This window comes from Nocardioides sp. 616, assembly GCF_002930065.1.
Taxonomy (GTDB): Bacteria; Actinomycetota; Actinomycetes; order Propionibacteriales; family Nocardioidaceae; genus Nocardioides; species Nocardioides houyundeii.
Genome location: NZ_POAG01000012.1, coordinates 97,678 through 122,044 on the forward strand (window position 1 = coordinate 97,678; position 24,367 = coordinate 122,044).

Annotated in this window: 24 protein-coding genes; 19 read left to right on the forward strand and 5 right to left on the reverse strand. The window is 72.3% G+C overall.

From position 1 onward, the window contains the following. The first annotated feature begins 86 nt into the window (after window positions 1-86). Window positions 87-1,679, forward strand: coding sequence for an NAD(P)/FAD-dependent oxidoreductase (locus C5H89_RS04995; RefSeq protein ID WP_240181714.1), 1,593 nt, complete (start codon window positions 87-89; stop codon window positions 1,677-1,679). A 63-nt stretch (window positions 1,680-1,742) separates the two neighbouring features. Here the strand turns inward: C5H89_RS04995 and C5H89_RS05000 are convergent, their stop codons facing one another. Then, window positions 1,743-3,074 (reverse strand): citrate synthase, encoded by a 1,332-nt coding sequence (locus C5H89_RS05000; RefSeq protein WP_104105956.1) that lies wholly within the window; start codon window positions 3,072-3,074, stop codon window positions 1,743-1,745. A 332-nt stretch (window positions 3,075-3,406) separates the two neighbouring features. Here C5H89_RS05000 and rplM point away from each other — a divergent pair, with 332 nt between their 5' ends. The 3 genes from rplM to glmM are packed head-to-tail and all read left to right on the forward strand — an operon-like array spanning window position 3,407 to window position 5,748. Beyond that, a complete protein-coding gene (rplM, locus tag C5H89_RS05005) occupies window positions 3,407-3,850 on the forward strand; it encodes a 50S ribosomal protein L13 (RefSeq protein WP_101525192.1) in 444 nt (147 codons plus the stop codon). Between the two features lie 25 nt (window positions 3,851-3,875). Further along, window positions 3,876-4,391: a 30S ribosomal protein S9 gene (gene rpsI, locus C5H89_RS05010; protein WP_101525191.1), complete on the forward strand. Its 516-nt coding sequence runs from the start codon at window positions 3,876-3,878 to the stop codon at window positions 4,389-4,391. A 10-nt stretch (window positions 4,392-4,401) separates the two neighbouring features. Continuing rightward, window positions 4,402-5,748, forward strand: coding sequence for a phosphoglucosamine mutase (glmM, locus tag C5H89_RS05015; protein WP_104105957.1), 1,347 nt, complete (start codon window positions 4,402-4,404; stop codon window positions 5,746-5,748). A gap of 49 nt (window positions 5,749-5,797) precedes the next feature. Here glmM and coaA read toward each other — a convergent pair whose 3' ends face one another. Continuing rightward, a complete protein-coding gene (gene coaA / locus C5H89_RS05020) occupies window positions 5,798-6,751 on the reverse strand; it encodes a type I pantothenate kinase (RefSeq protein ID WP_205304863.1) in 954 nt (317 codons plus the stop codon). Between the two features lie 44 nt (window positions 6,752-6,795). Between coaA and glmS the strand changes: the two genes are divergently transcribed. From glmS to tsaD, 9 genes are read left to right on the forward strand one after another with little or no spacing between them, the layout of a single operon-like run. Then, on the forward strand, window positions 6,796-8,640 hold the full coding sequence (gene glmS, locus C5H89_RS05025; RefSeq protein ID WP_104105959.1) for a glutamine--fructose-6-phosphate transaminase (isomerizing): 1,845 nt from the start codon (window positions 6,796-6,798) through the stop codon (window positions 8,638-8,640). A gap of 10 nt (window positions 8,641-8,650) precedes the next feature. Then, window positions 8,651-9,004 (forward strand): holo-ACP synthase, encoded by a 354-nt coding sequence (locus tag C5H89_RS05030; RefSeq protein ID WP_104105960.1) that lies wholly within the window; start codon window positions 8,651-8,653, stop codon window positions 9,002-9,004. Window positions 9,005-9,006: 2 nt separating this feature from the next. Beyond that, window positions 9,007-10,419 (forward strand): NAD(P)H-hydrate dehydratase, encoded by a 1,413-nt coding sequence (locus C5H89_RS05035; RefSeq protein ID WP_104105961.1) that lies wholly within the window; start codon window positions 9,007-9,009, stop codon window positions 10,417-10,419. 5 nt (window positions 10,420-10,424) lie between these two features. After that, complete coding sequence (alr, locus tag C5H89_RS05040) at window positions 10,425-11,564, forward strand: alanine racemase (RefSeq protein ID WP_345840638.1); 1,140 nt, start codon at window positions 10,425-10,427, stop codon at window positions 11,562-11,564. Continuing rightward, window positions 11,561-12,619: an alpha/beta hydrolase gene (locus tag C5H89_RS05045; protein WP_240181715.1), complete on the forward strand. Its 1,059-nt coding sequence runs from the start codon at window positions 11,561-11,563 to the stop codon at window positions 12,617-12,619. The genes alr and C5H89_RS05045 overlap by 4 nt, the downstream gene beginning before the upstream one ends. A gap of 23 nt (window positions 12,620-12,642) precedes the next feature. After that, window positions 12,643-13,536 (forward strand): tRNA (adenosine(37)-N6)-threonylcarbamoyltransferase complex ATPase subunit type 1 TsaE, encoded by an 894-nt coding sequence (gene tsaE / locus C5H89_RS05050; RefSeq protein ID WP_240181716.1) that lies wholly within the window; start codon window positions 12,643-12,645, stop codon window positions 13,534-13,536. A 9-nt stretch (window positions 13,537-13,545) separates the two neighbouring features. Beyond that, a complete protein-coding gene (gene tsaB, locus C5H89_RS05055; protein ID WP_104105964.1) occupies window positions 13,546-14,211 on the forward strand; it encodes a tRNA (adenosine(37)-N6)-threonylcarbamoyltransferase complex dimerization subunit type 1 TsaB in 666 nt (221 codons plus the stop codon). Next, a complete protein-coding gene (gene rimI, locus C5H89_RS05060) occupies window positions 14,208-14,678 on the forward strand; it encodes a ribosomal protein S18-alanine N-acetyltransferase (RefSeq protein ID WP_104105965.1) in 471 nt (156 codons plus the stop codon). Before tsaB ends, rimI begins: the two co-directional genes overlap by 4 nt. Further along, on the forward strand, window positions 14,675-15,721 hold the full coding sequence (gene tsaD / locus C5H89_RS05065; RefSeq protein ID WP_104105966.1) for a tRNA (adenosine(37)-N6)-threonylcarbamoyltransferase complex transferase subunit TsaD: 1,047 nt from the start codon (window positions 14,675-14,677) through the stop codon (window positions 15,719-15,721). The genes rimI and tsaD overlap by 4 nt, the downstream gene beginning before the upstream one ends. A gap of 28 nt (window positions 15,722-15,749) precedes the next feature. Here the strand turns inward: tsaD and C5H89_RS05070 are convergent, their stop codons facing one another. Together C5H89_RS05070 and C5H89_RS05075 are read right to left on the reverse strand one after the other, a co-directional pair. Continuing rightward, entirely contained in the window at window positions 15,750-17,171 is a 1,422-nt protein-coding gene (locus C5H89_RS05070) for a hypothetical protein (protein ID WP_104105967.1), read from the reverse strand. After that, entirely contained in the window at window positions 17,168-17,458 is a 291-nt protein-coding gene (locus tag C5H89_RS05075; protein WP_162799213.1) for a hypothetical protein, read from the reverse strand. The genes C5H89_RS05070 and C5H89_RS05075 overlap by 4 nt, the downstream gene beginning before the upstream one ends. Before the next feature lie 228 nt (window positions 17,459-17,686). Between C5H89_RS05075 and C5H89_RS05080 the strand changes: the two genes are divergently transcribed. The 5 genes from C5H89_RS05080 (at window position 17,687) to C5H89_RS05100 (ending at window position 22,556) form a co-directional block, all read left to right on the forward strand. Beyond that, window positions 17,687-18,307 carry a hypothetical protein gene (locus C5H89_RS05080; protein ID WP_104105969.1) on the forward strand — a complete coding sequence of 207 codons (621 nt, stop codon included), beginning with the start codon at window positions 17,687-17,689 and terminating at the stop codon, window positions 18,305-18,307. A gap of 83 nt (window positions 18,308-18,390) precedes the next feature. After that, window positions 18,391-19,476, forward strand: coding sequence for an S-(hydroxymethyl)mycothiol dehydrogenase (locus tag C5H89_RS05085; RefSeq protein WP_104105970.1), 1,086 nt, complete (start codon window positions 18,391-18,393; stop codon window positions 19,474-19,476). Then, complete coding sequence (locus C5H89_RS05090; protein WP_104106086.1) at window positions 19,476-20,078, forward strand: MBL fold metallo-hydrolase; 603 nt, start codon at window positions 19,476-19,478, stop codon at window positions 20,076-20,078. Before C5H89_RS05085 ends, C5H89_RS05090 begins: the two co-directional genes overlap by 1 nt. A gap of 152 nt (window positions 20,079-20,230) precedes the next feature. Further along, window positions 20,231-20,854 carry a hypothetical protein gene (locus C5H89_RS05095; RefSeq protein ID WP_104105971.1) on the forward strand — a complete coding sequence of 208 codons (624 nt, stop codon included), beginning with the start codon at window positions 20,231-20,233 and terminating at the stop codon, window positions 20,852-20,854. Window positions 20,855-20,933: 79 nt separating this feature from the next. Continuing rightward, entirely contained in the window at window positions 20,934-22,556 is a 1,623-nt protein-coding gene (locus C5H89_RS05100) for a glycoside hydrolase family 3 N-terminal domain-containing protein (protein WP_104105972.1), read from the forward strand. Between the two features lie 32 nt (window positions 22,557-22,588). On the opposite strand, the gene C5H89_RS05105 is transcribed toward C5H89_RS05100, so the two are convergent. Then, window positions 22,589-23,773 carry a methyltransferase domain-containing protein gene (locus C5H89_RS05105; protein ID WP_104105973.1) on the reverse strand — a complete coding sequence of 395 codons (1,185 nt, stop codon included), beginning with the start codon at window positions 23,771-23,773 and terminating at the stop codon, window positions 22,589-22,591. Window positions 23,774-24,022: 249 nt separating this feature from the next. Here C5H89_RS05105 and groES point away from each other — a divergent pair, with 249 nt between their 5' ends. Continuing rightward, entirely contained in the window at window positions 24,023-24,319 is a 297-nt protein-coding gene (gene groES / locus C5H89_RS05110; protein ID WP_104106087.1) for a co-chaperone GroES, read from the forward strand. Window positions 24,320-24,367: the final 48 nt, after the last annotated feature.

A 24,367-nucleotide genomic window follows, 5' to 3' on the forward strand; every position in this document is an offset into this window, starting at 1 on the left:
CTGTGAACCGGCTGAGACCTTTCTGGGCGGGCGCTTGGAACCCGCGGGCCCGGGTACGCCACTGCTGGAGGTGGACGATGACGACTGTGGGTGCTGAATCAGTCGACGCGGTGGTGATCGGCGCCGGCCCCAATGGTCTGGTCGCCGCGAACGCGCTTGGCGATGCCGGTTGGGACGTGGTCCTGGTGGAGGCGCAGGACCAGGTCGGGGGAGCGGTGCGCAGCGCCGAGGCGGTGGCCCCGGGCTACGTCTCGGACATGTTCAGCGCCTTCTACCCGCTCGCTGCGGCCAGCCCGATCATCACCGACCTCCACCTCGAGCAGCACGGGCTGCGCTGGTGCCGGGCGCCGCACCCCTTGGCGCACGTCACCGAGGACGGCCGCGCCGCCGTGCTGTGCCGCGACGCCGCGGAGACCGCCGAGCTCCTGGAGACCGCCGCCCCCGGCGACGGGGACGCCTGGATGGAGCTGGTGGCGGGGTGGCAGCAGTTGCGTGACCCCCTGCTCGACGCCCTCTTCACGCCCTTCCCGCCCGTGGCCGCGGGCTTGCGCATGCTGCGCCGTCTCGGCGCCGCCGGGACGCTCGACTTCGCCCGCCTCGCGGTGATGCCGGTACGCCGGCTCGGCGAGGAGCGGTTCGTCGGGGACGCGGCGCCGCTGCTGCTCACCGGCAACGCCCTGCACAGCGACGTACCGCCCGACGCGGCCGGGAGCGCGCTGTTCGGGTGGCTGCTCACGATGCTCGCCCAGGACGTGGGGTTCCCGGTGCCGCAAGGTGGCGCCGGAGAGCTTGCTATGGCGCTGCGGCGCCGCGCGGAGTCGGTCGGGGTCCAGGTGCGCACCGGGGTGGCCGTGGAGACGGTGACCACCTCCGGCGGGCGGGCGAGCGGCGTACGGCTGGCCGACGGTACGTCGGTCCGGGCGCGGCGCGCGGTGCTCGCGGACGTGGCCGCTCCCGCGCTCTACCAGCAACTGCTCGCCGGCACACCCCTGCCGGCCCGGCTGCTGCGCGACCTGGAGCGGTTCCAGTGGGACAACTCCACCATCAAGGTCAACTGGGCCCTGGACGGCCCGGTGCCCTGGACCGCAGAGCGGGCACGCGCGGCGGGGACCGTGCACCTCGGGGTCGACGTGGACGGCTTCGTGGAGTTCGCGGCAGACCTCTCGCTCAGGCGGACGCCGGAGCGCCCGTTCGTGCTGTTCGGCCAGATGACCGCCTCGGACCCGACCCGGTCCCCGGCCGGGACCGAGTCGGCCTGGGCCTACACGCACGTGCCGCACGGGGACTGGGACGCGGACCGGGTCGCGGCGCACGTGGCGCGGATCGAGGCCGCGATCGAGCGGGTGGCGCCGGGCTTCGGCAGTCGTCAGGTGGGACGCCTGGTGCAAGGGCCCGGTGACCTCGAGGCGGCCGACGCCAACCTGGTCCAGGGGGCCATCAACGCCGGGACCTCGGCGCTGCACCAGCAGCTGGTGCTGCGTCCGGTGCCCGGCCTGGGACGGCCCGAGACCCCGGTGCCCGGTCTCTTCCTGGCCAGCGCCTCGGCCCACCCCGGTGGTGGCGTGCACGGGGCGTGCGGCTGGAACGCGGCGCGCGCCGCGCTCGGCGCCGCGGGTCCCACCGGAGGGCTGCGCCGGGCCCTGGGTCGCACCGCGTGGCAGCGGCTGCTGCGGGAGTGACGCGACGGCAACAGCCCCGCCCGTCCCGGTCGGGACGTGCGGGGCTGTCGCGGTGCGTCTGGGTCAGGCCCAGCGCTCGGAGCTCGGGACGAAGTCGAGGCCCCGCTCTCCGGTGTAGATCTGCTTGGGCCGGGCGATCTTCTGGTCCTTGTCCTGCACCAGCTCCAGCCACTGCGCCAGCCAGCCCGGGGTGCGACCGATGGCGAACAGCACGGTGAACATCTCCGGGGGGAACTGGAAGGCCTCGTAAATGAGACCGGAGTAGAAGTCCACGTTGGGGTAGAGGCGCCGCTTGACGAAGTACTCGTCCTCGAGCGCGATCTTCTCCAGCTCCAGGGCGATCTCCAGCAGCGGGTTGGTGCCCGTGACCGCGAAGACGTCCTCGGCGGACTTCTTGATGATCTTGGCGCGCGGGTCGTAGTTCTTGTAGACCCGGTGCCCGAAGCCCATGAGCTTCTCGTTGCCGTTCTTCACGCCCTCGATGAAGGCGGGGATGTTCTGCTTCGAGCCGATCCGGCGCAGCATCCGCAGCACGGCCTCGTTGGCCCCGCCGTGCAGCGGGCCGTAGAGCGCACCGACACCGGCGGCGACCGCGGAGTAGGGGTCCACCTGGGTGGACCCGACCGAGCGGACGGCGTTGGTGGAGGCGTTCTGCTCGTGGTCGGCGTGCAGGATGAAGAGCGTGTCGAGCGCCTTGACCAGCCGCTCGTCCGCGCCGTACTTCTTCTCGCTCATCTTGAAGAGCATCGAGAGGAAGTTGGCGGTGTAGGAGAGGTCGTTGTCGGGGTAGATGAACGGCTTGCCCTGGGCGTGCCGGAAGGACCAGGCGCCCAGCGTCGGCATCTTGGCGATCATCCGGACCATCTGGATGTGCCGGTTGTCCGGGTCGGTGATGTTGCGGGCGTCGGGGTAGAAGGTCGACAGCGCCCCCACCGATGCCATCAGCATGCCCATCGGGTGGGCGTCGTAGCGGAAGCCCTCCATGAAGGACTTCACGTTCTCGTGCACGAACGTGTGGTAGGTGATCTCGTGCTCCCACGCGTCGTACTCGGCCTTGGTGGGCAGAGCGCCGTGGATCAGCAGGTAGGCGACCTCGAGGAAGCTGGAATTCTCGGCCAGCTGCTCGATGGGATAGCCCCGGTACTCCAGGATGCCCTTGTCGCCGTCGATGTAGGTCACCGAGCTGCGGCACGAGGCGGTGTTGACGAAGCCGGGGTCGTAGGTGGCCAGTCCGGGCTGGTCACCCAGCTTGATCTGCCCCAGGTCCGCAGCGCGGATGGTGTTGTCAGTGATCTTGAGGTCGTACTCCACGCCGGTGCGGTTGTCACGGACGGTGAGGGACTCTTTCGATGCACCGGCGGTGGCCGGGGCATCGGTGGCCGGTGCGTCAGTCACGTCGGCTCCTTTAGGCACGTATTGTTCACGTCGTCAGGTCTGCTACAACCTAGTCCTCGACCCGAGCCCGGCGTAAGCGGGGGTATACGTTTGCGCTCAGCGGCCCCTGCCCGCGGCAGCGGGATTTGTCCGGCCGCCGGATCGAGCCCTACACTCGATCGTCGCGACTCCTGCCGCGTCCGGGCCTTCACGGCCCAGGCGCAGATCCGGACACCTCGCCCCCCAGTCCGCTGGTGGGACGGGCAAGCCGGGCCGTGTTCGTCAGAAGCCGCGGTTCCACCCACCCGGCGAGACACCTCCCGCCGGGACCTACGAACGAGAAGGTTCTCGCCGTGCGCACGTACAGCCCGAAGCCCGCTGACATTCAGCGCGAGTGGCACGTCATCGACGCCACCGACGTGGTCCTCGGACGTCTCTCCGTCCAGGCCGCCAACCTCCTGCGAGGCAAGCACAAGCCGATCTTCGCTCCGCACATGGATGTCGGTGACTTCGTCATCATCATCAACGCGGACAAGGTCGCCCTGTCGGCCAACAAGAAGGTCACCAAGCTCGCCTACCGCCACTCGGGCTACCCGGGTGGTCTCTCCGCCACGCCGTTCGGCGAGCTGCTGGAGAAGGACGCACGCAAGGCCATCGAGAACGCGGTCTGGGGCATGCTCCCCAAGAACCGTCTCGGTCGCCAGATCCTCAAGAAGCTCAAGGTCTACGCCGGCCCCGAGCACCCGCACGTGGCCCAGCAGGCCAAGCCGTTCGAGATCCAGCAGATCTCCCAGTAACTTCCAAGGACGAGTGAGGATTACCGTGGCTGAGACCACCGAGAACACCGAGACCGCTGAGGTCGAGGAGACCTTCGAGACCAACGAGCAGGGCGTCGCCTACAGCTCCGAGTCCGCCCCGTCGGCCGACGCGCCGCTGCGCCCGGCGACGATCGCCCCCGCTGCGGCCACCGGCCGCCGCAAGGAGGCCGTCGCCCGGGTGCGCATCGTGCCCGGCACCGGCGAGTGGACCGTCAACGGTCGCACCCTGGACTCCTACTTCCCCAACAAGCTGCACCAGCAGGTCGTGAACGAGCCGTTCTCGAACCTGCAGCTCGAGGGCCGCTTCGACGTCATCGCCCGCATCCACGGCGGCGGCATCACCGGTCAGGCCGGAGCGCTGCGCCTCGGCGTGGCTCGCTGCCTGAACTCGATCGACGAAGAGGCCAACCGTCCGACCCTGAAGAAGGCCGGCCTGCTGACTCGTGACGCCCGCGTCATCGAGCGCAAGAAGGCTGGTCTCAAGAAGGCCCGCAAGGCACCGCAGTTCAGCAAGCGCTGATCGCGACTGCATGACGCGTCTTTTCGGCACGGACGGGGTCCGGGGCCTGGCCAACGGTCTACTGACCGCGGAGCTGGCCCTGGACCTCGCCGTGTCTGCGGCGCACGTGCTCGCGGACCGGGGCGAGTTCGCCCGCGAACGTCCCCTGGCCGTCGTCGGCCGTGACACTCGCATCTCGGGGCAGTTCCTCGAGGCCGCGGTGGTCGCCGGCCTGGCCTCGGCCGGGGTCGACGTGCTGGTGCTGGGCGTGCTGCCCACCCCGGGCACGGCGTACCTGACCGGGTCCCTGGACGCCGACCTGGGCGTGATGCTCTCGGCCTCCCACAACGCGATGCCCGACAACGGCATCAAGTTCCTGGCCCGCGGCGGGCACAAGCTCGACGACGCCCTCGAGGTGGCGATCGAGAAGCGCATGGGCGAGCCCTGGGACCGCCCCACCGGTGCCGGAGTCGGCCGGGTCGAGCCCCACCACACCGCGGTGAGCGAGTACGCCGCGCACCTGGTGCGCACCATCGAGCACCCGCTGGCCGGTCTCACCGTCGTGGTGGACTGCGCCGAGGGCGCAGCCTGGGAGGCCGCGCCCCGGGCCCTGGAGGACGCCGGCGCGACCGTGATCGCCATCCACGCCCAGCCTGACGGCACCAACATCAACGAGAACTGCGGCTCGACCCACCTGGGCAGCCTGCAGGCGGCCGTCCTGGAGCACGGAGCCGACGTGGGCTTCGGCCTCGACGGGGACGCCGACCGGTGCCTGGCGGTGGACCACGAGGGCACCGTGGTGGACGGCGACCAGATCCTGGCCATCCTCGCCCTCTCCCTCTCCGACCAGGGCAAGCTCGCCCGCGACACCGTGGTCGCCACCGTGATGAGCAACCTCGGCTTCGTGAACGCGATGCGCGCCCACGACATCGGCGTGCGCCAGACCAAGGTGGGGGACCGCTACGTGCTGGAGGCGATGAAGCTCTCGGGCTACTCCCTCGGCGGGGAGCAGTCGGGGCACGTGATCCTCAGCGACCATGCCACCACCGGCGACGGCATCCTGACCGCCCTGCACGTGATGGAGCGGATGGTCACCACCGGACGCACCCTCAAGGACCTGGCGAGCGTGATGACCCGCCTGCCCCAGGTGCTCCTCAACGTCCCGAACGTCGACAAGTCCCGTGCCGACGAGGACGCGGTCCTCGCGGCCGCCGTCGCCGAGGAGGAGGCCCTGCTCGGCGAGCGCGGCCGGGTGCTGCTGCGCCCCTCGGGCACCGAGCCACTGGTGCGGGTGATGGTGGAGGCACCCACCGCCGACGAGGCCGAGCAGGTGGCCGCGCGGCTCGCCGAGGTCGTGAAGAGCCAGCTGTCGCTCTGACCCGGCCCCCGGGTCGGGGCCGGCCTCAGAGATCGCCTCAGAGACGGCCTCAGAGACGGCGGAGTCGCACGTAGCGCACCGAGTGGTCGGCGTCCTTGCGCAGCACCAGCGTGGCCCGGCTCCGCGTCGGCAGCACGTTCTGGTCGAGGTTGGGGCCGTTGATGGTGTCCCAGATCCGCTCCGCCTCGGCGACCGCCTGCTGGTGGGTGAGCTCGGCGTACTTCGTGAAGTAGGAGCCCGGCTCGCGGAAGGCCGTCTCGCGCAGGCGCAGGAACCGCTCGACGTACCACCGGCGGATGTCGGAGGTCGCGGCGTCGACGTAGACGGAGAAGTCGAAGAAGTCGCTGACCGCCAGCCCCACCTTGCCGTCGTCGCGGACCCGGGCCGGCTGCAGCACGTTGAGGCCCTCGACGATCACGATGTCGGGCCGCCGGACGGTGACCCGCTCGCGCGGCAGCACGTCGTAGACCAGGTGGGAGTACGTCGGGGCGTCGACCTCGTCGCGGCCGGACTTGATGTTCATCACGAAGCGCAGCAGCGCCTTGCGGTCGTAGGACTCCGGGAAGCCCTTGCGGTGCAGGATGCCGCGTCGTTGCAGCTCGGCGTTGGGCAGCAGGAAGCCGTCGGTGGTCACCAGGGCCACGTTGGGGTGCTCGGGCCAGTGGGCCAGCATCTGCTGGAGCACCCGCGCTGTGGTCGACTTGCCCACGGCCACGGAGCCGGCGATGCCGATCACGAACGGGGTCCGCGGCGGGTGCTGGCGGTGCAGGAACGCCTCCTGGCGCCGGTGCAGCCGCCCGGCACTCTCGACGTACATCGACAGCAGCCGGGACAGCGGCAGGTACACCTGCTCGACCTCGCCCAGGTCCAGGGAGTCCCCGAGCCCGCGCAGCCGGCCGATCTCCTCCGCGCTGAGCGGAGCGTCGCTGGCCGGGGCCAAGGAAGCCCACGCGGCGCGCTGGAGCTCGACGTACGGCGAGGACTCGTCGCCGGGTGAGGACATGGCGGGCATTCTTGCAAAGCCCCGGAGCACTAGACTCACCGCCCATGTGCGGAATCGTGGGGTACGTCGGAGAGAAGCAGGCCCAGGACGTGGTCATCGACGGACTCCGTCGGCTGGAGTACCGGGGCTACGACTCCGCCGGCGTGGCGCTGGCAGTCGACGGCACGATCGCCTCGGCCAAGAAGGCCGGCAAGCTCTCCAACCTGGTCAAGGCCATCGACGAGAAGCCCCTCCCGGAGTCCACCTCCGGCATCGGGCACACCCGGTGGGCCACGCACGGCGCCCCCAACGACGTCAACGCCCACCCCCACCTGGGCCGGACCAGCCGCCTCGCGGTGGTGCACAACGGCATCATCGAGAACTTCGCGTCGCTGCGCATCGAGCTCGAGCACGCCGGTCATGAGATGCACTCCGAGACCGACACCGAGATCGCGGCCCACCTCCTCGAGCTCGAGGTGCTCGCCGGGCACGACCTCACGACGGCGATGCAGCGGGTGTGCAGCCGCCTGGAGGGCGCCTTCACCCTGGTCGCCCTGGACGGCGCGGACCCCTCACGCGTCGTGGCGGCGCGGCGCAACTCGCCGCTGGTCGTGGGCCTCGGCGAGGGGGAGAACTTCCTCGGCTCCGACGTCGCGGCCTTCATCGACCACACCCGCGAGGCGCTCGAGCTCGACCAGGACCAGGTCGTCACCATCACCCGCGACGGTGTCGCGGTCAGCGGCTTCGACGGCACTCCCGCGCAGGGCCGCCAGTACCACGTCGACTGGGACCTGACGGCGGCCGAGAAGGACGGTCACGACTGGTTCATGCGCAAGGAGATCTACGAGCAGCCCAAGGCCGTGGCCGACGCGCTCCTGGGGCGTCGTACCCCCGAGGGCCTGCTGCAGCTGGACGAGATGCGCCTGTCCGACGACGAGCTGCGCGACATCGACAAGATCATCATCATCGCGGCCGGCACCTCGTTCTACGCCGGCATGGTCGCCAAGTACGCGATCGAGCACTGGACCCGGATCTCGGTGGAGGTCGAGCTGGCCTCGGAGTTCCGCTACCGCGACCCGATTCTGACCCACTCCACGCTGGTGGTGGCGATCAGCCAGTCCGGCGAGACCGCCGACACGCTGCAGGCGATCCGGCACGCCCGGGTCCAGCGGTCCAAGGTGCTGGCCATCTGCAACACCAACGGCTCGACCATCCCGCGGGAGTCCGACGGTGTCGTCTACACCCATGCCGGCCCCGAGATCGGGGTGGCCTCGACCAAGGGCTACGTGACCCAGCTCGTGGCCTGCTACCTGCTGGCCCTCTACCTGGCGCAGGTCAAGGGCACCCGCTACGGCGACGAGATCGGCGAGGTGCTCGACCAGCTGGACCAGATGCCGGCCCACATCCAGACCGTGCTCGACAACGACCAGCAGGTCTACGCCCTGGCCCGGCACCACGTCGACACCCGGTCGGTGCTCTTCCTGGGTCGCCACGCCGGCTACCCGGTGGCCCTGGAGGGGGCGCTGAAGCTGAAGGAGCTGGCCTACATCCACGCCGAGGGCTTCGCCGCCGGCGAGCTCAAGCACGGCCCCATCGCGCTGGTCGAGGAAGGGCTGCCGGTGCTGTGCATCGTGCCGCCGCGAGGTCGGGACCAGCTGCACGACAAGATGCTCAGCGGGATCCAGGAGGTGCGCGCCCGGGGGGCCCACACCATCTGTCTCGCCGAGGAGGGGGACGAGTCGATCCGCCCCTACGCGCACGAGCTGATCGAGCTGCCCCGGGTGCCGGTGCTGCTCCAGCCCCTGGTCGCGGTGGTGCCGCTGCAGCTCTTCGCCTGCGAGCTGGCCACGGCGATGGGTCACGACGTCGACCAGCCCCGCAACCTGGCCAAGTCCGTCACGGTCGAGTAGGACGCGGCCGATGGCAGTCCTGGGCGTGGGCATCGACGTCGCCGACATCGCTCGGTTCGGCGCCTCCCTGGAGCGCACCCCGGGACTGCGGGAGCGGCTGTTCACGCCCGCGGAGGCGACCCGGCCGCTGGCCTCCCTGGCAGCCCGGTTCGCCGCCAAGGAGGCGCTCGCCAAGGCGCTGGGAGCCCCGGTGGGGATGGCCTGGCACGACGCGGAGATCGTCTCGGAGGACACCGGGCGTCCCCGCTTCGCGCTGTGCGGCTCCGTCGCCGCGCAGGCGGCCGCGCTCGGAGTCGACCACGTGCACGTCTCGCTCTCGCACGACGCGGGCATCGCCTCGGCCGTCGTGGTGCTGGAGGGCTAGGGATGCTTCGGGCACACACGGTCGCCCAGGTCCGGGCCGCGGAGGCCGAGGTCCTGGCCGTGCTGCCCGACGGTGCCCTGATGGCGCGGGCGGCCGCCGGGCTCGCCACCGGGATCGCCACCGGAATCGCGGAGCGCCTGGGCCGCACCTACGGCGCCCGGGTGCTGCTGCTGCTCGGGCCCGGGGACAACGGCGGCGACGCGCTGCACGCCGGTGCCCTGCTCGCGCGGCGCGGGGCCCAGGTGTGGGGGCTGGCGCTGGCGCCGGCGGTGCATCCCGCAGGCCTGGCGGCGCTGCGGGCCGCGGGCGGGCGCCTGGTCGAGCTCGACGAGGCCGTCGCCCTGGGCGCCGACGTGGTGGTCGACGGGATCGTGGGCATCGGGGGTCGTCCTGGGCTGCGTCCGGACGCCGCCGCCGCGCTCGAGGCCCTGGCGGGGATCCCGGTGGTCGCGGTGGACGTCCCCTCCGGGGTCGACGTCGACTCCGGCGAGCTGGACGGACCCCACGTGCGGGCCGAGGAGACGTGGACCTTCGGGACCCACAAGGTCGCCCACCTGGTCGACCCGGCGGCCGCCGCGGCAGGACGCGTCCGGCTCGTCGACCTGGGGTTGGCGCTCCCCGCGCCGGAGGTGTGCGCCCTGGAGGCCGAGGACGTGGCGCGCCTGCTGCCCCGCCCCGACGCCGCGGCGCACAAGTACAGCCGCGGCGTCGTCGGCGTCCGGGCCGGCTCGGCCACCTACGCCGGCGCCGCGGTGCTCTGCGTCCGCGGCGCGCTGTCCGGCCTCGCCGGGATGGTCCGCTACGTCGGCCCCGAGGCCGTCGGGCACCAGGTGAGGTCGACGTGCCCCGAGGTGGTGGGGGAAGGTCGCGTGCAGGCCTGGGTGGTCGGGCCCGGCAGCGACGACCAGGCGGGCCCCGCCCTGGCCGCCGCCCTGGCCGACCAGGTGCCCGTGGTGGTCGACGCGGACGCCCTGGCTCATCTGACCCCGTCCGTCCCCGGTGCCCGGCTGGTGCTCACCCCGCACGCCGGGGAGCTGGCGGCGCTGCTCGGCGTCGCGCGCCCCGAGGTCGAGGCGGCGCCCCTGCGGCACGCGCGCGAGGCCGCTCGGACGCTGCACGCCACGGTCCTGCTCAAGGGCCGTCGCACGCTGGTGGCCGACCCTTCGGGTGCGGTCCGGGTCAACACCACCGGCACCCCCTGGCTGGCCACCGCGGGCGCCGGTGACGTGCTGGCCGGGGTGGTGGGCGCGCTGCTGGCGTCCGGGCTCTCCGGTCTCGACGCGGCGTCGGTGGGGGCCTGGCTGCACGGCAGGGCGGCGGAGCTCGCCGGTGCCGGCGGACCGCTGCGCGCCGGCGACGTGGCTGGTGCCCTGGGACCTGCCGTGAACGAGGTGCTCGCCCTGGTGGGAGAATGAGAGTCATGACCGATCCGGTGGCACGAGCGGAGATCGTCGTCGACCTGGACGCCATCACCCACAACGCCGAGGTGCTCCGCGCCGTGGTCGCCCCCGCAGCGCTGATGGCGGTGGTCAAGGCCGACGGCTACGGACACGGGATGTGCGAGGTGGCCCGCGCGGCCCGCCGCGGCGGCGCCGACTGGCTGGGCGTCGCGACGCTGGACGAGGCGATGACCCTGCGCCGCGACGGGGACACCGGTCGGCTGCTGTGCTGGCTGACCATCCCCGGCGAGCGGTACGACGACCCGGTGCGCGCCGAGGTCGACCTCTCGGCGTACTCCACGCGCGCGCTCGACGAGATCGCCCGTGCCGCCGACCGGGTCGACCGGATCGCCCGGGTGCAGCTGAAGATCGACACCGGCCTCTCGCGCGGCGGAGCGCTCCGGACCGACTGGGCCGCCCTGACCGAGCACGCCCGGCGGCTGGAGCGCGAGGGCCGGATCCGGGTCACCGGGATCTGGAGCCACCTGGTCTCCTCCGACGACCCGGACTCACCGGTCAACGAGGTGCAGGAGGTGGCCTTCCTGGAAGCCGTCGCCGTAGCCGAGGCCGCCGGCCTGGCGCCGGAGGTGCGGCACCTGGCCAACTCCGCCGCCGCGGTGCTGCGACCCTCGGCCCGGTTCGACCTGGTGCGCTGCGGGATCGCGCTCTACGGGCTCGACCCCGCACCCGGCCACCTGCCCGAGCTGGGCCTGGTGCCGGCGATGACGGTCCGGGGCCGGGTGGCGATGGTCAAGCCGGTGCCCGCGGGGGCGGGCGTCTCCTACGGGCACACCTGGACCGCGGAGCGCGACACCACCCTGGCCCTGATCCCGGTCGGCTACGGCGAGGGCATCCCCCGGGCGGCCAGCCCCGGTGCCGAGGTGCAGGTCGCCGGCCGCCGACGCCCGCTGCGGGGACGGGTCTGCATGGACCAGGTGATGGTCGACCTCGAGGGCGACCTGCCCGAGGAGGGCACGGAGTTCGTGCTGCTGGGCCCCGGCACCCAGGGCGAGCCGACCGCTCAGGAGTGGGCCGAGGCCTGCGACACCATCAGCTACGAGATCGTGACGCGAGTAGGCGGCCGGCTGGCGCGTCGCCACGTGGGCGGGCAGCCCCGGTGAGGAGCAGCGGCAAGAAGTGGGGCCTGGCCGCCGGCGCCCTCGGGGTCGCGGCCGCGGGCACAGCGGCCCGGATGGTGCAGCAGCAACGGGTGATCGCGCGCAGCGGGGCCGGCGACGCCACCCCGTTCGGGACGCTCCGCTCGCCCGGTCTCAAGGTCGTCACCGACGACGGCGTCGACCTGCACGTCGAGATCGACGAACCCGGACCGGACGGCAACCACGACCTCACCGTGGTCTTCGTGCACGGCTACGCCCTGAACCTCGACTGCTGGCACTTCCAGCGCGCCGCCTACCGCGGACAGGTGCGCACAGTCTTCTACGACCAGCGCTCGCACGGCAGGTCCGCCCGGTCCCCGGAGGAGAACTGCACCCTCGAGCAGCTCGGCCGGGATCTCCGCCGGGTGATCGACACCTGCGCCCCCGGGCCGGTGGTGGTGGTGAGCCACTCCATGGGCGGCATGGCGCTGATCGCCCTCGCCTCGGAGTTCCCCGAGCTGTTCGGGGACAAGATCGTCGGGACCGCCCTGATCGGCAGCACCGCCGGGGGACTGGACCCCGGACGCATCATCTTCCCCATGGTGCCCCTGGGGCTGGGAGCGCGCGCGGTGTCCCGTACGGTGCGGCTGCTGAGCCGCGGGCACCTGATGGTCGACCGGTTCCGGGCTGCCGGGCACCGCATGGCGCAGGTCGTCACCGACCTCTACTCGTTCGGGGACGACGTGCCCCGCAGCTACGTGGACTTCGTCTTCTCCATGATCGACGACACCCCCTTCGAGGTCGTCGCCGACTTCTACCCGGCCTTCGCGACGCTGGACCACTTCGAGCATGTCGGGGCGCTGTCCGCCGCGCCGTGCACCATCATCTGCGGGACCGAGGACAAGGTGACGCGCATCGGGCACAGCCGCAAGCTGCACGCCCGGATCCACGGCTCCGACCTGTTCGAGGCCCAGGGGGCCGGGCACATGGTGATCCTGGAGCGCCACGACGACGTCAACGCCGAGCTCGACGAGCTCATCTCCCGCGCCGGCGCGCTCGTGGCGGAGCGCGCGAGGTGAGCCCGGGTCCCGATGGTCTCAGCGTGGAACGCGTCGGCGCCCAGGCTGCCGAGGAGGTGCACGCGGTCGTGCACGCTGCCTTCGCCGCACGTCCTCGGCTCGACCCGCCCGCGGCCGCCCTGGACGAGACCCCGCAGAGCATCTCGCGGGCCCTGGGGCGGGCCAACGGAATCCTGGCCCGGCTGGACGGCGCACCTGTCGGCGCGCTGCTGCTGGACCCCCAGGACGGCACCATGTTCGTGCGCCGCTTCGGCGTGCTGCCCGCGGCCCAGGGCATGGGAGTCGCCGGGGCGCTGCTCGAGGCAGCGGTGCAGGCGGCACCCGCGCAGCAGGTCGTCACCGTGCTGGCGCGCCAGGAGCTGCCCGCGACCGTGGGGTTCTGGGAGTCCCAGGGGTTCCGGCAGCGTGGCGGCCACCCGCCGTACGTCGAGCTGAGCCGGGAGCTCCCGACGCGGCACACGATCCTCGACGGCGACCAGATGCGCGACCTGGGTCGGCGGGTGGGCCTGCTGCTGGAGCCCGGTGACCTGCTGGTGCTCAGTGGGGGACTGGGTGCGGGCAAGACCACCTTCACCCAGGGGCTCGGCGCCGGCCTCGGGGTGCGTGGGGACGTCACCTCCCCGACGTTCGTGATCGCCCGGGTCCATCCCTCCCTGGTCGGCGGCCCCGACCTGGTGCACGTCGACGCCTACCGGCTGGGCGGCATGGCCGAGCTCGACGACCTCGACCTGGACACCTCCCTGGACGAGGCGGTGACCGTCGTGGAGTGGGGGGAGGGGCTGGCCGAGGGGCTCGCCGAGCGCCGGCTGGAGGTGCGGATCAGCCGCGCCGAAGGGGGCGAGGAGATCGGCGACCTCGACCCGCGGATCGTCGAGCTCAGCTGGGTGCACGGCAGCGCCCGGTCGGCGCAGCAGTAGCCTCGAACCGTGCTGCTTGCCTTCGACACCGCCACCCCGCTCGTCACCGTGGCCCTCCACGACGGCTCCGACGTGGTGGCCGAGCGCCTCGCCACCAGGGCCATGAAGCACGGCGAGCAGCTCGCGCCGCTCATCGCCGGCGTGCTGGTCGAGGCGGGCATCGTGCGCCAGGACCTCACCGCGATCGCGGTCGGCGCCGGCCCCGGCCCGTTCACCGGCCTGCGCGTCGGACTGGTGACCGCCCGCACCCTGGGGCTCGCCCTGGAGATCCCGGTGTACGCCGTGTGCTCCCTGGACGTGCTGGCCGTCGAGGCCTACGACTCCGGCGCCGCGGCCGGGGAGTTCCTGGTGGCCACCGACGCCCGGCGCAAGGAGGTCTACCTCGCCCGGTACGTCGACGGGGTGCGGGTCGACGGCCCCGAGGTGCGCAAGCCGGCCGATGCGGCCACCGAGCTGCCGGTGGTGGGGGAGGGGGCGGTGCTCTACCCCGAGGCGTTCCCGCACCCGGTGGGTCCCGGCCGTCCCAGCGCCGGCTGGCTCGCCCGGGTGGTGACCGACGAGCGCGCGGAGCTGCTGGACCCCGACCCGCTGTACCTGCGGCGGCCCGACGCGGTCGCGAGCGCCGCCCCGAAGTCGGTGCTGACCCAGGCCCGCACCGGGGCTGACGGCTCGTGATCGTCCCCGTCGGTGCGCACGACCTGGACCAGGTGGGCGACCTGGAGGACCAGCTCTTCGGCGAGCAGGCGTGGTCGGCCCAGGCGTTCGCAGAGCTCGCCGCCGGTCCGGGGCGGCGCGCCTGGGTCGCGCGCACCGAGGACGGCACCGTCCTGGGCTACGTGCTGACCGGCCACGTCGGCGACTTCGCCGACCTGCTGCGGATCGGCGTACGGGCGGGGGCGCAGCGCCGGGGGACCGCCACCGCGCTGCTGGCCACGGCTGTGGACGCGGCGGTCGCCGACGGGGCGGAGCGGATGCTGCTCGAGGTCAGCACCAGCAACGACTCCGCCCGGGCGCTCTACGCCCGCTCGGGGTTCGAGCAGATCGACCGTCGACCGCGCTACTACGCCGACGGCTCCGACGCCCTGGTGCTGCAGCTGCAGCTGCAGCCTGCCGCGCACCGATCAGAGAGAATGGCTCCATGAGCGAGGAACCACTGATCCTGGGCATCGAGACCTCGTGCGACGAGACCGGGGTGGGGATCGTTCGCGGTCACACGCTGCTGGCCGACACGGTGGCCTCCAGCGTCGAGGAGCATGCCCGCTTCGGCGGGGTGGTCCCCGAGGTCGCCAGCCGCGCCCACCTCGAGGCCATGGTGCCCACCATCGAACGCGCCTGCGAGACCGCAGGCGTCAAGCTGCGCGACGTCGATGCCATCGCGGTGACCAGCGGTCCCGGCCTCGCGGGCGCGCTGCTGGTCGGCGTCGCCGCCGCCAAGGCCCTGGCCCTGGGCCTGGGCAAGCCGCTGTACGGCGTCAACCACCTGGCCGCGCACGTCGCGGTCGACCAGCTCGAGCACGGCGCCCTTCCCGAGCCGTGCCTGGCGATGCTCGTCTCCGGGGGCCACTCCAGCCTGTTGCTGGTGGAGGACGTCACCACGGGGGTGGAGCCCTTGGGCGCCACCATCGACGACGCGGCGGGTGAGGCCTTCGACAAGGTCGCGCGGCTGCTGGGGCTGCCCTTCCCCGGCGGTCCCCATATCGACCGGGCGGCCCGCAGCGGCAACAGCGTCGCCATCGACTTCCCCCGTGGCCTGACCGCCCGGCGGGACCTGGAACGGCACCGCTACGACTTCTCCTTCTCCGGGCTCAAGACGGCGGTGGCCCGGTGGGTGGAGGCCAAGCAGCGCGCCGGCGAGTCCGTCGACGTCAACGACGTCGCCGCCTCGTTCCAGGAGGCCGTGTGCGACGTGCTGACCCGCAAGGCGCTGGACGCCGCAGTGACCCACGGGATCGAGGACATCCTCATCGGCGGCGGGGTGGCGGCCAACTCGCGGCTGCGGGCGATGGCCGTGGAGCGCGCGGCCGCCAAGGGCATCCGGGTGCGGGTGCCACGACCCGGACTGTGCACGGACAACGGTGCGATGGTCGCGGCCCTGGGGTCGGAGCTCATGGCGCGCGGGCGAACGCCCTCGAGCCTCGACCTGCCGGCTGACTCCAGTCAGCCGATCACCGTGGTCGTGGCCTGAGGGCGCTCGCCCGGCTCCGTGGCGCCGGCTAGTCCAGGACGCCGGGAGCGGTGCCCTCGTCGTCGAGCCAGTCCTGGTCGTAGATCAGGTGGTCGCGATCCTGGGCGTCCTGCTTCTTGCTGCCTGCGCGCGAGGCACCACCGGCACCACCGGCGGCGCCGGCGCCCGAGCGGCCCGCTGCCCCTGAGCGGCCGCCCGAGGAGCCACGACCCGAAGCGGAGCCCGCGGCGGCGCCCCGGCCGCCCGCGGCGGCGCCTCGACTGGCCGACCCAGCGCCGGCTCGACTGCTGGCACCGGTGGCGGCACCGCCTCGGCTCGAGGAGCCGACGGCGCCGCTCTTGCCCAGGGTGCTGCTGCCGGCGGCCTTGGAGGTGGCTCCGATGGGCTTGACGTTGCCGGTGGCCCCGGGGCGCACCGAGCCGCTGGCGCCCACACTGGCACCCCGGGCACTCGCGCCCATGGCGCCGCCAGCGATGGCACCGCCGAAGGCGCCAGCCGAACCACCCGAGGGTGCCGCGACGCCAGGGGAGCCGGAGACCTGGGCTCCGGATCCGCCCGGGACCGGGTTGTACGGGTTGCCGTTGCTCTCCCGGCCGATCACGCCGGGCTCGGAGCCGGGAGGCGTGGGGCTCGGGGTCGGGTGTGGGGTGGGCGTCGGGCTCGGTCCGTGCGGGGGCTGCGGGCTGGGCGGGTCATGCAGGTCAGGCGGGTCGAGAGGCGGGGTGAACGGTGGGGGGAGAACCGGGTCGCCCGGGGCCTGTGGGAAGTGCGGGCCCTTGGGCGGAAGCGACTCGTGCGGCGGCAGCTGGCCGATGACGGCGCCGTCCTGGGGACCGCCGACCCCACCACCGTTGGAGAGCGGGGGGCGGCTGCCGGGGGCCTGCGGTCCTGGCGGCTGGACGGGGGGCAGGTCGGGCTCGCCGTGGATCTTCTTCATCGTCGCGGCGGCCACCTCGAACTCGGCGAAGATGTTGTCGACCGCGGCCCTGGCCTTCTCCTCCTGGGCCGCGACGGCGTCGGAGTGAGCGGTCACCTTGGCGTCGTGCTTGCCCTTCTCCAGACCCTTCTTGGCCTCGTCCCACTCGGGCTTCGGCACGAACGCATCAGGGGGCGAGAGCGGGTCGGCGTCGAGCTCCTTCTTGACCTGGACCGCGGCGGCGAGGGCAGCGGAGGCCTGGTCCAGCGCCTGACCGCCGGACTGGAAGTCGCCCGCCTTCTGGGACATCACCTCGGCGGTCGCCAGGAAGGCTGCCTCGATGGCGGCGCCGGTCTCGGTGTTGATCCCCTGATCGACCGCGTCCCGCATCTTGGGACCCATGTTCTTCAGGTAGTCCGCCACCGAGTCCAGCACGTCCTTGGTGGTCATCCAGTCCCCGCCGGAGGAGCCGATGAGCGTCGGTCGGGCGCCGGTGAGGGCCTCGTCCAGCCGGGCGCGCTGCGGGCCGCTCATCCCTGGTCCCCGTCACTCTCGACGACGAAGGCACGGAACGTGTCGACGACGTGCTGGTCGGTCTCGCCCTCGTCCTTGCGGCTCTCCAGGATGCCCAGGCGGTAGGCCTCGAGCTCGTCCGCGAACTTGATGAGGTCCTCCATCACCACGTTCTGGGCCTTGGTGCCGTGGGTGCCGAGGTTCTGGCCCGCCCAGGACGCGCCGAAGTCGGGCTGCTCGAAGCGGGTCGGATCGTTGTCGCGGAGCTCGTTGGCCCGGGCGTTCAGCTCCTTCACAACCTGGTCCACGAGCTCAGCAGCGGCTACAGCCGCCTGCCCCGTGAGGTTGGCGGCAACAAGTGCGTCCACCACTAACATCTGTGATCCCCCTTGTGAAAGTTCCTTGCGCTGGCCGTCTGCCCACCTGGTCCGAGGGCTAAACCTGTGCTGTCGACATCTTTGCGGGTCGACACTATCCACGCGGGGGCCGGTGGTGGATCGGGTCGGTACTCTCCAACCCCCTACTCGGAGGTGCCCATGCCCAACAAGTCCAATGTCGCGCCGCTCGGCGCTCTCGTGGCCGCCGCGCTGTTCCTGTCCGGCTGTGGGCAGAGTGCGGGAGAGGACCAGCCGAGCGGGTCCGGCGCCTCAGCGACGGTGAGCGAGGCCCCGGGTGCCGGCTCGGTGGCTTCCCCGTCGCCCGCGGAGTCGGCCACCGAGCCACCCGCGGCGGAGCTGGCGCAGGGGGAGTGGGCCGAGGTCTCGGTGGCGCGGATCCGTGGGCCCAAGGGCTGGTCGGGAGAGTCCAACGATGCCGGTGACGGTGCGGTGGCGCTCAAGGCGCCCTACGACGCCGTGTCCGGGCTCACCATGGTCGAGCTGGCGGACAGCACCGAGCCGACGGACATCGACACGCTGGGTCGCCAGTCCTTAGATGACGGCGAGCCGGAGGTGACGCTGCGCAAGCCTGTCGAGCTGGACGGGGTGGAGGTCTTCCGTACCGCCGGCCCGGTCGACGACTACTTCTGGATCGAGCGGTACGGCGTGGTGCACAACGGGCAGTTCTTCCGGCTGACCTTCACGCTGACGCTGCGCACGCCCGTGTCGAAGCGCCAGCAGATCATCGACTCGGTGCTGCCGACCTTCGAGTGGAAGTGAGGCCGCCGAACAGCGACCTGAGGGCGCGCTTCGGCGCCTGTGACAGGCTTTGACCTTCGGAGTCGAGCACGTGGAGGCGCGAGATGCAGCAAGTCAAGGCAGTGGTGGCGAGGGCCAAGGGCGAGCCGGTCTCGGTGGAGACGATCAACGTCCCCGATCCCGGCCCGGGAGAAGCCGTGGTCGCCGTGCAGGCGTGCGGGGTGTGCCACACCGACCTGCACTACCGCGAGGGTGGCATCAACGACGACTACCCGTTCCTGCTGGGCCACGAGGCGGCCGGCATCGTGGAGCAGGTCGGCGAGGGCGTCACGGAGGTGGCCCCCGGGGACTTCGTGGTCCTCAACTGGCGTGCCGTGTGCGGTCAGTGCCGCGCCTGCCGCCGCGGTGAGCCGCAGTACTGCTTCGACACCCACAACGCGACCCAGAAGATGACGCTCGAGGACGGCACCGAGCTCACCCCGGCGCTGGGCATCGGAGCCTTCGCCGAGAAGACCCTGGTCGCCGCCGGGCAGTGCACCAAGGTGGATGCCAGTGCCCGTCCGGCGGCGGTGGGGCTGCTGGGCTGCGGCGTGATGGCGGGTCTGGGCGCGGCCATCAACACCGGCAACGTGACCCGGGGCAAGTCCGTGGCGGTCATCGGCTGCGGCGGAGTCGGGGTGGCGGCCATCGCCGGCTCGGTGCTCGCCGGGGCCGCCAAGGTGATCGCCGTGGACATCGACCCGCGCAAGCTCGAGCGGGCCACCTCCATGGGTGCCACGCACGTCGTCGACAGCTCCAGCAGCGACCCGGTGACCGAGATCCAGCGGCTGACCGAGGGTCACGGCGCGGACGTGGTGATCGACGCGGTGGGGCGTCCGGAGACCTGGAAGCAGGCGTTCTACGCCCGCGACCTGGCCGGCACCGTGGTGCTGGTGGGGGTGCCCACGCCGGAGATGCAGATCCCCGACATCCCGTTGGCCGACGTCTTCGGGCGCGGTGGCTCGCTGAAGTCCAGCTGGTACGGCGACTGCCTGCCCTCGCGCGACTTCCCGGTGCTGGTGGACCTCTATCTCCAGGGTCGGCTCGACCTGGACGCCTTCGTCACCGAGGAGATCGCGCTGGACCAGGTCGAGGCCGCCTTCGAGAAGATGCACGGCGGCGACGTGCTGCGCTCGGTGGTGGTCCTGTGATCCGGGTGGACCACGCGGTTGCCAGCGGCACCTTCTCCCTCGACGGGGAGACCCACCAGGTGGACAACAACCTCTGGGTGCTCGGCGACGACACCGAGTGCGTGGTGATCGACGCGCCGCACGACGTGGAGGCGATCCTGGCGCTGGTGGGGGGCCGGAAGGTCAAGGCGATCCTGTGCACCCATGCCCACGACGACCACGTCCGAGCCGCCACCGAGCTGCGGCAGCGCGTCGTCGCGCCGATCCTGCTGCACCCCGACGACCGGCCGCTGTGGGAGCTGGTCCACCCCGATGAGCTGTGGGACGTGGACCTGAGCGACGGCCAGGTGATCGAGGTGGCGGGCACGGCCCTGACGGTACTGCACACCCCGGGTCACGCCCCGGGGGCGGTGTGCTTCTGGGTGCCCGAGCTCGGCTGCGTCTTCACCGGCGACACCCTGTTCCAGGGAGGCCCGGGTGCCACCGGCCGCAGCTTCAGCGACCGCGCCACGCTGGAGGCCTCGATCCGTTCGCGACTGTGGGAGCTCCCCGACGAGACGGTGGTGCACACCGGGCACGGGAGCGACACCACCATCGGGGCCGAGCGCGCACTCCTGGCCTGACCCTGCGTCGGGGGCGGACTCCCCGGTTGTCACGCAGGTCACACCCAGATCGAGGCTAATTACTACATATTGTCGTAGATAGGTACTACGATTCGTAGTAGATCGATGGCCGGGGTGGACTGGCCGTCACCGATGGGAAAGGACCCATCATCATGCGCGCAACTCTCGACAAGCTCCTCTCCGGCATCGGCCTGCTCCTCGCCCTCGTGCTCCTGGTGGCAGGTGGCCTCATGACCTGGGCCAACGTGTTCATCGGAGACCAGGTCAAGGAACAGTTCACGGCCCAGGACATCACCATGCCGACCCAGGAGGCGATCGACGGTCAGGTGGCCGGCAAGGGCATCTCCGCCGAGGACGGCGAGGCCCTGGAGGAGTTCGCGGGGGAGACCCTGGACAACGGCCCCGCCGCCAAGGCGTACGCCGACCACTACATCCAGGCGCACATGAACGGCCAGGGTGCGGCCCTCAACGACGGCACCCCGGTCACCTACGAGGAGGCCAGCAACAAGGGCCGTGAGCTCTCCGCGGCACTCGCCGAGACCAAGGACGCCAGCGAGGAGCAGGTTGCCGAGGCCCAGGCCTGGATGGACCTGCGCGAGTCGCTCTTCATGGGTAACACCCTTCGCGGTCTGCTCCTCTACGGATACGCCTTCGCCACCATGGGCACCATCGCAGGGTTCGCGGCCGTCGCCGCCTACGTCGGCGCGGCGCTCTTCCTGATCCTGGGCCTGCTGGGGCTCGTCCACTCGCGCAGGGTTGCCCGCGCGGAGCTCTGAGAGGGGCTCAGTGAGGATCGACCCACCCGCCACGGCGGGTGGGTCGATCTGCGTCTGCAGACCCCTAGACTCGCCCCCCATGAGGACTCGGGGGGCGATCGCGGTCGTGGCCGCCCAGGTGCTGCTCTGCGTCGGTGCCGCCGGCTGCTCGACCGAGGCTCAGATGCGATCCGGGTCCGAGCTGGTGACCCACGTCTCCGCCCTGGCCGAGGGCGACCCCGAGCTCACCGCCCCCCGGGCCCGGCTCGGACTGGGCGAGGGCTGGGGGCCCTCCGCGGACGAGCTGGACGAGGCCGCCACCCTGGTCGGTGACCTGACGCTGCCACAGCTGGCCGGCCAGGTGCTGGTGGCCGACTGGTCCGGCACCCGCCCTCCGGTGGAGATGGTCCGCGACCTGCACCTCGGGGGCGTGATCTGGTTCTCGGGCAACATCACCTCCGCCGACCAGGTGCGCCGGGCCAACCGGGCACTGCGCCGGGCCGACGACCGGCCTTGGCCCCTGCTCGTCGGGGTCGACCAGGAGGGCGGCCTGGTGGAGCGGGCCGGCGGCGTGGTGACCGGCCTGCCCAGCTTCATGACCGGCGGTGCCGCGCGGCGCCCGGACCTCACCCGGGCCGCGACGGCAGCCACGGGCCGGGAGCTGAGGGGCCTGGGGTTCACCGCGAACTTCGCGCCGGTGGCCGACGTCACCGTGGGTGCGGCCGATCCCACGATCGGTACCCGGGCCGCCTCGTCCGAGCCGGCGCTGGTGGCCGAGCAGGTGCTGGCGGCGGCGCGGGGCTATGCCGACGCCGGGCTCGTCAGCACCCTCAAGCACTTCCCGGGCCACGGCTCGGTGCGGGAGGACAGCCACGTCACGCTCCCGGTGCAGCCGCGCAGCCTGGCGCAGCTGCAAGGGCGTGACCTGGTCCCGTTCCGGGACGCCGTCGCGGCCGGCAGCTCCTCGGTGATGGTGGGCCACCTGGACGTGCGCGCGGTGGACCCGGGCGTGCCCGCCTCGCTGTCGAGGGACGTGGTGACGGGGCTGCTGCGCACCGACCTCGGCTTCGACGGCCTGGTGGTCACCGACTCCCTCGCGATGGCTGCGGTCACCCGGTCCTACGGACCGGCGCGGGCGGCGGTGCGTGCCCTGCGTGCGGGGGCCGACGTGCTGCTGATGCCGGCCGACCCGGTCGCGGCCCGGGACGGCATCGTGGCCGCCGTACGACGGGGCGACCTGACCCGGCGCCGCCTCGAGCAGGCCGCGGCCCGGCAGGTGGCCCTGCTGCTGCACCACCGCGACGCCCGCGGGGCCCCACCCGGGAGTGCCCGCCCCCAGGCGCTGGCCTGGTCCCGGGCCGCGGTGACGGTGATGTCCCGCACGTGCCAGGGCCGGTTGGTGGGCAGCCGGGTGCAGCCGGTCGGAGACCGGGACGTGGTCGCTGCCTTCACCGCGGCGGCGCGGTCGGCAGGGCTGCGCGTCGGTCCTCGCGGAACGCGGGTCGCCCTGCTCCGGAGCGCCTCGACGTCCGTACGGTCGGACGTCGCCGTGGCAGTCGGGGCGCCCTGGGTCCTGGCCGGGTCGCGGGCGCGTCACCTGGTCGCCACCTATGGCAACACTCCGGGCGCGATGCGCGCGCTGGTGGAGGTGCTCCTGGGTCGGCGTCCCGCCCCGGGGCGGGTGCCGGTGGAGGTCGCCGACGTCCCTGCTCGTGGCTGCTGAGCCGAGGCTGCTGAACCGAGGCCGGGGCCGGATCAGAAGGGGCGCACCAGCAGGGCCTTGCCAGCGCCCGCGACCCGGGTCAGGACCACGGTCGCCTCCTCCTCGCCCGTCAGGGCCAGTCGCTTGCGCAGCTGCTCGGGGATGATGTCGACCCCGCGCTTCTTGATGGTGATCGGGCCGATGTTGCGCTCCACCAGCGCCTGGCGCAGCAGCTTCTCCTTGAAGGGCAGCTCGTCGAGCACGTAGTAGCTGCGCATGAAGGGGCTGCGGAAGGACTTGTCGGAGGTGACGTAGGCGATGTGCTCGTCCAGCAGGCCGCCGTCGACCCCGGCGGCGACCGCGGTGACGAGCCCGGCCCGGATCACGGCACCGTCCGGCTCGTAGAGGTGGGCGCCGAGCTCGCGGACCGGTCGCTCCCGGCCGGCGTAGGGGTCGTCCTCGGAGGTCAGCGACGCCAGCCCGCCGCCGGTGATCACCGTCGCCCGGTGTCGGGTGGTGGCCAGCCCCGGCGACCAGAGCGCGGCCTCCTTGACCTCCCCGTGGTCGCTGACCCACTCGGCCTCGACGCCCTCGGGCACCAGGGTGTGCGGGATCCCGGGTGCCACCTTGACCACTGCGGTCCTGCGCAGCAGGTCCTCGACGAAGGGCCACGGCGGGGTCCAGCCGTGCTCGTCGAAGACGCGGCCACGTGCTCCGCGGCGCGCCGGGTCGGCGAAGACCGCGCCGAAGCCGTCGAGCTCCAAGGTGGTGGCGTCCACCGCCATCACCGCCCCGGCGAGCCCGAGCGCGGCCAGGTTCGCCTCCGCCATGGCCACGCGCACCGGGTCGGAGTCCACGCCGGCAGCCGTCAGCCCGGCCCTGGCGAAGGCGAGCAGGTCGCCGCCGATGCCGCAGCCCAGGTCCACCACCGAGCTGGGCTGGGCAGCTGCCAGCCGGGCGGCGCGGTGGTCGGCGACCCGGCGCCGGGTGGACTGCTCCAGGGCGTCCGGGGTGAAGTACAGGCGGACGGCCTCGTCACCGAACTTCGGCACCGCCCGGACCCGGAGCTGCACCTGGGTGAGAGCGGCGCTGGACCGCTCGGGGTCCGGCTCGATCTTGCGCACCGCGGCCGCGGCACGCAGCGGATCGCCGTCCACGTCGGCGTAGGCATGGGTGGCCCGGTCGAGCAGTCGCTGGCCGGCGTCGGTGAGCAGCCAGCGGAAGGTGTCTAGGTCCACCTGACCATCCTGTCAGCGTCGGGGCCTGCTGGCACTCGATCGGGGGGAGTGCTAACGTGAGCACTGGCACTCTCCCAGTGAGTGTGCCAGCGCCGGGACCGACCCGCGACCCCCGCGACGGCACGGGTCCTGACCGGCGAAGCAGACATTGCACGACATTGCACGACAGTGGAACCAGACAGCGCATCACAGCACCGTGCAGACGCACGGGTGCACCCGAACAACGTGGAGAAAGTGGAGGTCGACACTGTGTCGGTCAACATCAAGCCCCTCGAGGACCGCATCGTCGTCAAGCCCCTCGACGCCGAGCAGACCACGGCCTCTGGCCTGGTCATCCCGGACACCGCCAAGGAGAAGCCCCAGGAGGGCGAGGTCGTGGCCGTGGGCCCCGGTCGCTTCAACGAGGACGGCGACGAGCGCATCCCCATGGACATCTCCGTGGGCGACAAGGTCATCTACAGCAAGTACGGCGGCACCGAGGTGAAGTACTCCGGCGAGGAGTTCCTCATCCTGTCGGGCCGCGACGTGCTGGCCATCGTTTCCTGATCTTCTGCCCGGGCGCCGCGCGCAGGCGTGCCAGTGATGGCACCCGCT

Coding starts and splice junctions, on each gene's coding strand:
- glmS (WP_104105959.1), top strand. CDS start 6,796: ATGTGCGGAATCGTGGGGTACGTCGGAGAGAAGCAGGCCCAGGACGTG.
- coaA (WP_205304863.1), bottom strand. CDS start 6,751: ATGTCCTCACCCGGCGACGAGTCCTCGCCGTACGTCGAGCTCCAGCGC.
- C5H89_RS05035 (WP_104105961.1), top strand. CDS start 9,007: ATGCTTCGGGCACACACGGTCGCCCAGGTCCGGGCCGCGGAGGCCGAG.
- C5H89_RS05080 (WP_104105969.1), top strand. CDS start 17,687: ATGCCCAACAAGTCCAATGTCGCGCCGCTCGGCGCTCTCGTGGCCGCC.
- C5H89_RS05070 (WP_104105967.1), bottom strand. CDS start 17,171: ATGAGCGGCCCGCAGCGCGCCCGGCTGGACGAGGCCCTCACCGGCGCC.
- C5H89_RS05100 (WP_104105972.1), top strand. CDS start 20,934: ATGAGGACTCGGGGGGCGATCGCGGTCGTGGCCGCCCAGGTGCTGCTC.
- glmM (WP_104105957.1), top strand. CDS start 4,402: ATGACGCGTCTTTTCGGCACGGACGGGGTCCGGGGCCTGGCCAACGGT.
- tsaD (WP_104105966.1), top strand. CDS start 14,675: ATGAGCGAGGAACCACTGATCCTGGGCATCGAGACCTCGTGCGACGAG.
- C5H89_RS05095 (WP_104105971.1), top strand. CDS start 20,231: ATGCGCGCAACTCTCGACAAGCTCCTCTCCGGCATCGGCCTGCTCCTC.
- alr (WP_345840638.1), top strand. CDS start 10,425: ATGACCGATCCGGTGGCACGAGCGGAGATCGTCGTCGACCTGGACGCC.
- C5H89_RS05030 (WP_104105960.1), top strand. CDS start 8,651: ATGGCAGTCCTGGGCGTGGGCATCGACGTCGCCGACATCGCTCGGTTC.
- C5H89_RS05085 (WP_104105970.1), top strand. CDS start 18,391: ATGCAGCAAGTCAAGGCAGTGGTGGCGAGGGCCAAGGGCGAGCCGGTC.